The following is a 9,800-nucleotide window of genomic DNA, read 5'->3' as shown; positions in this document are numbered from 1 at the left end:
GATCAAGGTGACCCCGTCGTCCAAGGTGGTCGGCGATCTCGCGCTGGCCCTGGTGGGGGCGGGCGCGGATGCCGCGGAGTTCGCCGCCGATCCCGACAAGTACGACATCCCCGACAGCGTGATCGGTTTCCTGCGGGGTGAACTCGGTGATCCAGCCGGTGGCTGGCCGGAGCCGTTGCGTACCAAGGCGCTGGCCGGTCGCGCGGCGGCCAAGCCCGAGCAGGAGCTCTCGGCCGAGGACGAGACGGTGCTCGCCCAGCCCGGTACCAAGCGCCGGGCGGTGCTCAACCGGCTGCTGTTCCCCGGGCCGACAAAGGAATTCGAGGCGCATCGGGATCAGTACGGGGATACCTCGACGCTGAGCGCCAACCAGTTCTTCTACGGTCTGCGCCAGGGCGAGGAACACCGTGTCCTGCTCGAACGCGGTGTCGAACTGCTGATCGGGCTGGAGGCGGTGTCGGATGCCGATGAGCGCGGCATGCGCACCGTCATGTGCATCCTCAACGGGCAGCTGCGCCCGGTGCTGGTGCGTGACCGCTGCATCGCCAGCGACGTCGCGGCCGCGGAGAAGGCGGACAAGACCAACCCCGACCACGTCGCCGCACCGTTCGCCGGTGTGGTCACCGTCGGCGTGGCGACCGGGGAGAAGGTCGATGCCGGGCAGACCCCATCACCGCACCCAAGGCCGGCACCATCGAACGCATCGCCGTCACCGGCACCGCCCAGGTCGAGGGCGGAGACCTCCTGGCGGTCGTCACCTGACCCACGAGAGCGTGCTGATCGCGGCCCGGACACGACATATGCATCGGTGTAATGCGCGGATAACCGCTTGTGCAACTGCAGCTCCGGACAGCCGTTGCGCGTCGTAGCGGAGCGCCGAGGGATCGGCACCACCGCAGAGCGTCTTCGCTATAAGGGATGAGAAAGGCGGCTCCGCCGTCATCTGATCGTTCTGCCCGCCCTCGGCTCGCTAGAACCGGCAACACCGCCATGCTTCACTGGGGCCATGGATCCCGATCGCTCCGAAACAGTCACCGGGCACACGCGCGGGCGGAGTGCCCGGCAGGGGCCGACCCGGCGAACGGTGAAGCGAGCAGAGCGGCACGACCGGGTCTACGAAGCCGCCATCGCGCTGTTCGTCGAACGCGGATTCGAGGCATCCTCGATGGACGAGATCGCCGACCGGTCGGGCCTCTCGCGCAGCACCGTCTTTACGCACTTCCCACGCAAGACGCTCTTCCTAGAGGAATGGATGCGGCGACGACGGGACGAGGCCAGGACGTCGGCGCGAACTGACGGCGTGGCGGGTCGGCCACTTCGGGAAGTGCTCGGAGCCTACTTGGACACCCTGGCCGCCTCGAACTCCGTTGCCCGTGCGGAGATGTGCGCGCTGGTCCCGCCCGCCCTTCTGCACACGACGATGCTGGTCGACCATCCAGTAGGGGTGGACTTCGTCGCACTGATCGTCGAAACCGAGGCGGTCCTGCGGCCGTCCGTGCGACCGGAACGGGTTGGACGGCTGCTCGCGGCGGGCTACGTCTCCGCGATGTCGCAGTGGATCCAGGAGGAACCACCAGCGTCCGACCTCGGTGCCGAACTGCGCGCACTGCTGGACCTGGTGCTGTCGGGCGCCCAGCCTGACAAATGCGAGTAGCGCTAGACCAGGAGTGATGCAGGGAATCCGGACTCAAGTCTTGTTTCATTGCTGATTCGCTCGTAGGGTTTCAACGGTGACCACACTCATCACCGGCGCGACAGGTGGAATCGGGGCCAGCCTGGTTCGACGATTGACGTCGGCCGACCACGCCGTCAGGGCAGGCAGTCGCGATCCCCGCAGGGCGGCAGGATTGGGCGCCGAGATCGTGGAACTGAATCTTGCCGCGCCGGAGACCTTCGACGAGGCGTTGGCGGACGTCGACCGTATTTTCCTCTACGCGGAACCCGCCGCCATCGAGGAGTTCGTCGACTGCGCAGAGCGCGCAGGCGTCCGGCGGGTCGTCCTCCTGTCCTCGGACTCGGTCGAGATGGGCGACACGGAACTCAACTCGCTGGCGCGACATCACGCCGTTGTCGAAAAGGCCCTTGCTGGTGCGTCGTTCAACACCACGGTGCTGCGGCCGGGAACGTTCGCCACGATGACGCTGGACTGGGCGTCCTTCATCCGCGCCGGAATCCCGGTCGAGCAGCCCTTCTGGGGAGCCTGTCTCGACGTTATCCATCCCGAGGACATCGCCGACGTGGCCGAGTGCGCGCTCACCGGCGACGATCTGGAGGGGCTCGTCCTGCCTCTCGGCGGCCCCGAGGTCCTCAGCTTCCATCGGCAACGCGACATTCTGGCGAGCCTGCTCGCGCGCGAACTGGACTGGCGCGAGCCCAGCAGAGAGCGAGCCGTGCAACACCTTTCGCGGCACGCTCCGCTACCTCTGGTCGACGCCATCCTCGACTACTGGTCGCGGCTGCCCCGTCACCACGACGAGGCGCGGCGATCCGTCGAGCGCATCACCGGGCGGCCCGGGCGCACGTTCCGGCAGTGGGCCGGTGAGCACCTCGATGCGTTTCGCTGATCGCCGAGGGCGGCGAAGGACCTGATACCGATCAGCGCGCGGGATCAGCTGAGGCCGAGCGGTCCGGCCAATTCGGTGAGCGAGGAAATCAGTTTGTCAGGTCCGGTGAGGACCTGCACAGGCACGTGGGTCGCGCCGGCGGCGAGATGCTCTTTCAGTCTGGCAGCGATGACATCGGTGCTGCCATACGCCACAAGCGCGTCGATCAGGGCGTCGCTGCCGGGCGCGGCGACGTCGGAGTCGTTGAATCCCAAACGCTTCCAGTTGTTCACGTAGTTGGTCCCTTTGAGGTAGATGGCGAGAGCCTCGCGTCCGGTGGCCCTTGCCTGCGCGGCGTCGGTGGTCAGCACCACCTTGTGCTCCGGAGCAATGAATGCATCCGGTCCGATCAGGGCGCGCGCCTGAGCGGTGTGCTGCGGGGTGGTCAGGTAGGGATGGGCACCCGCGCTTCGCCGGGCGGCCAGCTTGAGCACCTGGGGACCGAGCGCGGCGACGACGCGCTGGTCCTTGGGCACGCCGTATTCGTCAAGCTTGGCAAGGTATTCGGTGAGCGCTTCGTAGGGCTTCTTGTACTGGGCGATCAGCTCGGGATGTCCGGCACCGATACCGAGCAGGAATCGTCCGGGGTGGGCTGCCTCGATGCGGTGAAACGACTCGGCGACCTGACCGGCGGCCGACGACCAGATGTTGACGATGCCCGTTGCCACCTTCAGTGTCTCGGTGGGCTCAAGGATTGACTCAACCCAGTCGAGTTCGGCAGGCGGCGAGCCGCCTGCCCAGATTGCGCCGTAGCCGAGTGCCTCGATTTCCCTCAGCTGTGCGGCGGTCAGTTGCTTCCACTGCTGGAACAGACCGAAGACACCGAAAGTACCCAGAGTTAAACTAGTCATGGTTCAGTCAACCTGTCGCGCACTCAAACTATTCCGAGATGTATTGCAGGACTATGGATTAAAGGCGTCAACGCCGAGCAAGCAGCCCATCCATCGCGGTGTCGTACTCGTGCCGGAGCCGAGCCACCAACTGTGCGGTGGGTAGCGTGGCGCTGATCGTCGCGATGCCTTGTCCGGCGCCCCAAATATCCCGCCACGCTTTGGCGTTGATGTTTCCGCCCGAGCCGAAGTTCATCGCTGAAGGCTCCGATATCGGCAGGTTGTCTGGGTCCAGACCGGCGGCCGAGATCGATCCGCGGAGGTAATTGCCGTGCACGCCGGTGAAGAGGTTGGTGTAGACGATGTCTGCCGATGTGCTGGCGGTGATCATGTCCTTGTACGCGGGGGGTGCGTCGGCCTCTTGGGTGGCGAGGAAGGCAGATCCGATATACGCGAGGTCGGCACCCGCGGCTTGAGCTGCCAGAATCGATCGGCCGTGCCCGATGGCGCCGGATAGCAACAGCGGGCCGTCGAACCACGTTCTGATCTCCTGTACCAAGGCGAAGGGCGAGACGGTTCCCGCGTGGCCGCCCGCACCCGCCGCGACGGCAATCAGTCCGTCAGCGCCCTTGTCGATGGCTTTGCGGGCGAACTCGTTGTTGATGACATCGTGAAACACCACTCCGCCGTACGAGTGGATGGCCGCGTTGATATCTGGTCGCGCGCCCAGTGACGTGATGATGATCGGAACCCGGTGATCGATGCAGGTCTGCACGTCTTCGTCGAGGCGATCGTTGGAACGGTGCACGATCTGATTGACCGCGTACGGAGCTGTCGGCAGTTCGGGGTGAGCGGCCTTGTGCTCGGCGAGCGCTGCGGTGATGCGTTGCAACCATTCGCCAAGGACTGGAGCCGGCCGCGCGTTCAGTGCGGGGAACGATCCCACGATGCCGGCGGTGCACTGCGCGATCACCAACTCGGGCCCCGAGCTGATGAACATCGGCGCAGCGACCACCGGAAGTGCGAGGTTTCCGAGGAGCGCGGGCGGGAGCGCCATATCAGAACCAGCTCGGCTGTGCGTCGATCGGGGACCGGTCGAGACTGGACAGAAGGTCGAACTGCGGCCCGACCTTGGGCAGTTCGTAGGTGAAGAAGTAGTTACAGGCGGCGCGCTTACCGTCATAGAAGTCACCGGTGTTGCCACCGGCTGCGAGCATCTGTTCCAACCAGATCCATGCCATCACGACATGCCCAGTCGCTTCCAGGTACACGGTCGAATTGGCCAGCGTCACCGCGACGTCGCCGGCTGCCCACAGTTTGGCGGTGACGTCGATCAGCCGCATGAGCGCCTCTCGCAGCGCGGCGGCGAATCGCGCTGTGGTGGGGTGCGTGTACGCCCGGTCGATGGTGGCGATGACCCGCTCGGCCAGCAGGGTGAGACCGGCGCCGTCCTGCATCACGACCTTGCGCCCCAACAGGTCGAGGCCATGAATGCCGTGCGTTCCCTCATGGATGGCGTTGAGCCGGTTGTCGCGGTAGCCCTGCTCGACGTCGAAGTCCGTGGAGTAGCCGTAGCCGCCGTGCACCTGGATGGCCAGGTTGTTGGCCTCAAGGCACCACTGTGATGGCCAGCTCTTGGCGATGGGTGTCAGCACCTCGAGCAACAGTTGTGCCCGCTGGCGGTCGGGGTCGCCGGAGGTGCGTTGTTCGTCGACCAGGCGGGTGCAGTAGAGGCCGAGCGCGAGCGCGCCTTCGACGTAGGACTTTTGGGCCAGCAGCATTCTCTTGACATCGGCGTGCGCGATGATGGGCACGGCTGGCCGAACGGGGTCCTTACCCTCGACAGTGCGGCCCTGGGTGCGCTCTTTGGCGTACTTGACCGAGGCGCAGTAGCCGGCGTAACCGATAGCCGTCGCCTGGAGTCCGACTGCCACCCGGGCCTCGTTCATCATGTGGAACATGTAGGCCAAGCCCTTGTGCTCCTCGCCGACGAGGTAACCGATGGCACCCGCGTCGGCAGCAGGCCGGTGGGACCCGTCACCGAAGTTCAGCAGCGCGTTGGTCGTGGCGTGATTGCCCATCTTGTGGTTGAGCGCGACGAGTGCCACATCGTTGCGGGTGCCGTCGGTGAGGTACTTGGGAACGACGAACAATGAGATGCCCTTGACTCCGGGGCCGCCGCCGGGAACCTTGGCGAGAACAAGGTGCACGATGTTCTCCGCGAGTTCGTGGTCGCCGCCCGTCACCCACATCTTGGTCCCGGTGATGCGGTAGGTGCCATCCTCGGCGGGTGCGGCCTTGGTCGTGATATCGGCCAATGACGATCCGGCGTCGGGTTCCGAAAGACACATGGTTCCGAGGTACCGGCCTTCGAGCATCGGCCGAACCCAGGTGTCGATGTACTCCGAAGTTCCGTACTTCGCGAGCAAGTTCGCGTTGCCGAGTGTCAGGAAAAGGTATGCGGTGGTACTGGGATTGGCGGCGCGGAAGAACAGCATCGATGCCTCGGCCACGACCGCGGGCAATTGCATCCCGCCGACAGCGTCGTCGAATGAGCCTGCGAGCAGGCCGGCCCGGCTGAACGCATCGAGTGCCTCTTTGATCTCGTCGATCAGCACGACGGTCCCGTCGGGGCCCACCGTGGGTTTGATCTGATCTCCCTTTTTCCGGTGCGGGGCGAAGTACTTGGCGGCGATGTCGGCGGAGAGATCAAGGACCGCGTCGAAAGTGTCGCGCGAGTGCTCGGAGAAGCGTGGGCGGTTGGCCATATCGGCCACGTCGAGCCACTCGTACAACAGGAAGTCGATATCACGCCGGGAGATGAACTCGGTCATTCCAGCCGCCCTTTCGTATCCGTGAAACATTAGCGATCGCTAACAATATTAGCGATCGCTAATGTTGCACGCGGCTTCCGGCCTGTCAAGCCGAGGCGGTAGAGTGCGCTGGCCATGCCCGCAGACCGATCCGCCGCCCCCTCCGCCGCCGAGCGGATACGGCGCGCTGCGATCGAGGTGTTTGCCGAGTCCGGGTATGGCGGTAGCTCGACGCGCGAGATCGCCAAACGGTTGAACATGAGCGCGACAGCGATGTACCCGCACTACTCCTCCAAGGAGGAGTTGCTGTACGCGATCGCCCTCGACGGGCACAGCAGTTTGCTGCACGCCCTGAGAGCCGCCAACGACGATGCCGATGCCGGCGCGGTCAATCACACCGTCAGACTGAAGGCAGTGGTGGCGGTTTTTGCGGAATGGCTGGCCGAGAATCGCAAGCAAGCACGCGTGGTCCACTACGAACTGCACGGGCTGACACCCGCGCACCATCGCGCCATCACTGCGTTGCGCCGTCAGACGAACACGCTGCTGGCCGACATCGTCACCGACGGCGTGGCGGCCGGCGAGTTTCACGTCGACGCCGTCGATGAGGTCGTCATGGCGATCTCATCGCTGTGCGTCGACGTGTGCCGGTGGTTCCCCTCGCGGCGGCACAGGGATCCCGCAAAACTGGGCGCCGTCTACGCCGATATTGTCGAACGACTGGTGCGTTGAGTCGGCCCGACCGGCTTGCACATTGAAGGCGTCGCGCATGTCAGCTGCAGTTGGGTTCGGTGGGGACCCCGTTGAAGCGGTCGGCGATCCACGCCATGCTGCGCTCGCCGTCGACGAAGGCAGTCAAGAGTGCGTTGGTGTTCATCTTGTTGAGAAACGGTGGCTGTTCGTTGGTCCACAAGGTGACGTCCGCCCCTAACACGCACCAATCTCTCGCAGTCACCACTACTGACTCGTACGGCGCGAAGGAGTCCCAACGATTGTGTGAAAGGTAGACCGGGCCAGTCGGTTTAACGTTGCCGATGCGTTGCATTGCGAGAATCGATTTGAGCGGATCCTCCCGCACCGATTGATAAAGGTCCTCTTTGAACCATGGCTGCAGATGGCGAAAGGCGTAGTCGATGCCGGTTTGCATCATGCACTGCCGACTGGTGTTGGCCAGCATCTCCACGCCGCGCGGGGTCAGGGAGTCCGCAATCGGTTGTGTCATATCGGGATACGCCTCCTGAATACCTCGAAGCACCCACCCCATCGATCCGGCGAGCTGGTTTCCATCAAGGGGCGGCAGCATGCTCGGCAGATCGGTCGTCGCGCCGTTGGCGTACGTTCCGACGACGTTGAGTTCGGGTGCGTACGTGCCTGCCAACTCGGCCGCCGCCAACGCAGAGTGTCCGCCGCCTGCCAGCCAGCCCCAGAATGCGACGGGACCATCCGGCTTTAGTGTGGTGTCTGGCAGTTTCATCGCTGCGCGCGCAGCGTCATTGAGTGCCGTCCCGCCTGCCACTCGGTTCAGGAACTGTGGCGCCATCGGGCCGTGCACTCCCAGTCCGACACCATCGGTGACCACTATCGCGAAGCCCCGCGCCAGTAGAGTCGCGATGAACCCTTCTTCGAGATTGAACATCAGGTCGAAGCCGGTATCCAAGGACGCATGAATGCCTTGGTTGAACAGACGAGAGGGCGCGCACTGCTCTCCCATCCCATACGGGGCTGTTGCGTAGGCAAGCAGCGGTCGAGGCCCAGAACCGGGCCACGCGACGTGCGGTTCGATATAGGTTCCGGTGACCGCAACGGGGTGACCTTGAGCGTCGGTGCTGCGATACATGATTCGAGTTCCGGTCCCCACGAATGAACCCAACTGTCCGGAAGGCTCCAGAACCAGCCGGGAAGGCTCTGTCCGGATGAGATCGCCAGGTGCGCCCTCGGGCAGAGGATTCGGCGGGGTATAGAACGCCAGATACCGTGACTCGTCAGCCCGGGCAGCCGGCATACTCGCGATGAACGGCGACAGCGTGACGACGCACAGCGCGGCGACCATGGCCCTCAAGCAGATTTCCGCCGATCGGACTCTGCTATGAAGCGCGGTGCCGCGGCGTAGAGAAGTCCCGCGCTGCGCGTGGCTGTGGGAATGCCGGCGTTTCGAGACGTGCCCATTCTCATCACGTGGAAAGGGAATCATCGATGGTGTCCTTCGGTTGAACGTCTTTGGACGGCAGGTCTAGGTCAAAGGCTTTAGCGGAGTGAGAGTTTCGCGACAAGTTGCGAATCGAAGGGCGTCATCGCGGGTGATGCCTGCGGAACGAGAACCGCCGGCATCACCCGAACTTCGCCTGAGGGCGAAGCCGTCCCCGGGAGGGCGCACAACGTTGCAGCCGCGCGTGCTGTAGGAGCCGTGTGCCGGTAAGTGCTTGATCACTCGGCGACCTTTGGCACAGGCCGCACTGGACTGCTATCTGAGTAGCGCTGCGAGTTCTCTGGCGAATACGGTGATGGCGTGGTCGCCGGCGTCGAGAACGCCCGCCAGCAACGGGAAGGCATGCGGCATGCCCTCGTACTCGTGAGCGCGAACTTTGACGCCGGCCGCAGCAAGCTTTTTCCCGTAGCGGTCGGCGTCGTCGGCCACCGGATCCACTTGAGCGCTGACGATCACCGCAGGCGGGGCGTCCACGAGATCCTGGGTGAGCAACGGTGAGGCGAGGCTGGAACGGCGATCGTCGATATCTGGCACGTACATGTCGTAGGCCCATTCGAGCGCGGCCCGGGTGAGGAACGGGCCGTCCCTGTGCCGCTCGACGGAGTCACCGCTCATGGTCGCGTCGAGTGCGGGACACAGCAGGCCTTGAGCCTTGACCGGGGGACCGTGTTTCCGCGACGCGAGCGCAACGCTTGCCGCCAGTGCGCCCCCCGACGAATCGCCGGCGACCGCCAGCGCTGCAACGTTGATGCCCAGAGTGTCGGCGTGCGCGCTCACCCATGACGTGGCATCGGCGGCGTCATGGTGAGCACGGGGAAACGGGTCTTCTGGTGCCAGGCGGTACGCAACGGAAATCACGATGAGTCCGCCCCGCACGCAGAGTTTTCTGCAGAGCCGATCGTGGGTGTCCAGGCTGCCTCGTACGAATGCCCCGCCATGCAGGTAAACAACGCCCGGCAACGTGGGTCCGGCCAGAGGGGGGTGGTAGCTCCGCGCCGCGACCGATCCCTGGCGGACGGGGATGGTGAATTCGTCTACCGTGCAACGCTCATCAACGTCACCCGCCAACGCTGTCAGCTTCTCGCCGGCCTCTCGGTAGTCCGCGATTGACATCTCCCACGGCTCTACAGTCGGCCGACGGGACAGAGAATCCAACAGCTGTTGAACCTGATCGTGCAGCACAGTCATACGCGCCGTCGACCTCCGAGAGGGGCGCATCTGGCAGCGGGGCGCTCAGTCGAGGTCACAGGACGACTCGAAAGACCTGGAATTCGACGACGGGGCCGGGTTGGATGCGTCCTTGTCCGACGAAGATGCTCTGGTTGACCCAGGTGTATCTGGGGTCTCC

Annotated in this window: 9 protein-coding genes and 1 pseudogene; 4 read left to right on the top strand and 6 right to left on the bottom strand. The window is 64.6% G+C overall.

Annotated elements, in window-relative coordinates:
* The 3 genes and pseudogenes from ASE48_RS29425 to ASE48_RS29415 form a co-directional block, all read left to right on the top strand.
* Window positions 1–762: pseudogene (locus tag ASE48_RS29425) on the top strand (pyruvate carboxylase); the annotation flags it as partial.
* Window positions 763–1,084: 322 nt separating this feature from the next.
* The gene (locus ASE48_RS29420) at window positions 1,085–1,654 is read left to right on the top strand and encodes a TetR/AcrR family transcriptional regulator (RefSeq protein ID WP_235571655.1); all 570 of its coding nucleotides are present in this window, start codon (window positions 1,085–1,087) and stop codon (window positions 1,652–1,654) included.
* A 76-nt stretch (window positions 1,655–1,730) separates the two neighbouring features.
* Window positions 1,731–2,564 carry an SDR family oxidoreductase gene (locus ASE48_RS29415; RefSeq protein WP_057170657.1) on the top strand — a complete coding sequence of 278 codons (834 nt, stop codon included), beginning with the start codon at window positions 1,731–1,733 and terminating at the stop codon, window positions 2,562–2,564.
* A 44-nt stretch (window positions 2,565–2,608) separates the two neighbouring features.
* Here the strand turns inward: ASE48_RS29415 and ASE48_RS29410 are convergent, their stop codons facing one another.
* The 3 genes from ASE48_RS29410 to ASE48_RS29400 form a co-directional block, all read right to left on the bottom strand.
* Window positions 2,609–3,454: an LLM class F420-dependent oxidoreductase gene (locus ASE48_RS29410; RefSeq protein WP_057170656.1), complete on the bottom strand. Its 846-nt coding sequence runs from the start codon at window positions 3,452–3,454 to the stop codon at window positions 2,609–2,611.
* Window positions 3,455–3,521: 67 nt separating this feature from the next.
* Entirely contained in the window at window positions 3,522–4,490 is a 969-nt protein-coding gene (locus ASE48_RS29405; RefSeq protein WP_057170655.1) for an NAD(P)H-dependent flavin oxidoreductase, read from the bottom strand.
* A gap of 1 nt (window position 4,491) precedes the next feature.
* Complete coding sequence (locus ASE48_RS29400; RefSeq protein WP_057170654.1) at window positions 4,492–6,267, bottom strand: acyl-CoA dehydrogenase; 1,776 nt, start codon at window positions 6,265–6,267, stop codon at window positions 4,492–4,494.
* Between the two features lie 114 nt (window positions 6,268–6,381).
* Between ASE48_RS29400 and ASE48_RS29395 the strand changes: the two genes are divergently transcribed.
* Window positions 6,382–6,978, top strand: coding sequence for a TetR/AcrR family transcriptional regulator (locus ASE48_RS29395; RefSeq protein WP_057170653.1), 597 nt, complete (start codon window positions 6,382–6,384; stop codon window positions 6,976–6,978).
* 40 nt (window positions 6,979–7,018) lie between these two features.
* On the opposite strand, the gene ASE48_RS29390 is transcribed toward ASE48_RS29395, so the two are convergent.
* The 3 genes from ASE48_RS29390 to ASE48_RS33605 all read right to left on the bottom strand — a co-directional run.
* Window positions 7,019–8,296 (bottom strand): lipase family protein, encoded by a 1,278-nt coding sequence (locus ASE48_RS29390; protein ID WP_156409417.1) that lies wholly within the window; start codon window positions 8,294–8,296, stop codon window positions 7,019–7,021.
* Window positions 8,297–8,707: 411 nt separating this feature from the next.
* Window positions 8,708–9,640 (bottom strand): alpha/beta hydrolase, encoded by a 933-nt coding sequence (locus tag ASE48_RS29385; protein WP_057170652.1) that lies wholly within the window; start codon window positions 9,638–9,640, stop codon window positions 8,708–8,710.
* 55 nt (window positions 9,641–9,695) lie between these two features.
* A partial coding sequence (locus ASE48_RS33605; RefSeq protein ID WP_268766339.1) for a DUF3237 family protein occupies window positions 9,696–9,800 on the bottom strand: 105 nt, incomplete at its 5' end.

This window comes from Mycobacterium sp. Root265, from assembly GCF_001428895.1.
In the GTDB taxonomy this organism is placed as follows: Bacteria; Actinomycetota; Actinomycetes; order Mycobacteriales; family Mycobacteriaceae; genus Mycobacterium.
The sequence above is the reverse complement of the archived record's forward strand: the minus strand, read 5'-3'. Positions and strand labels throughout refer to the sequence as shown.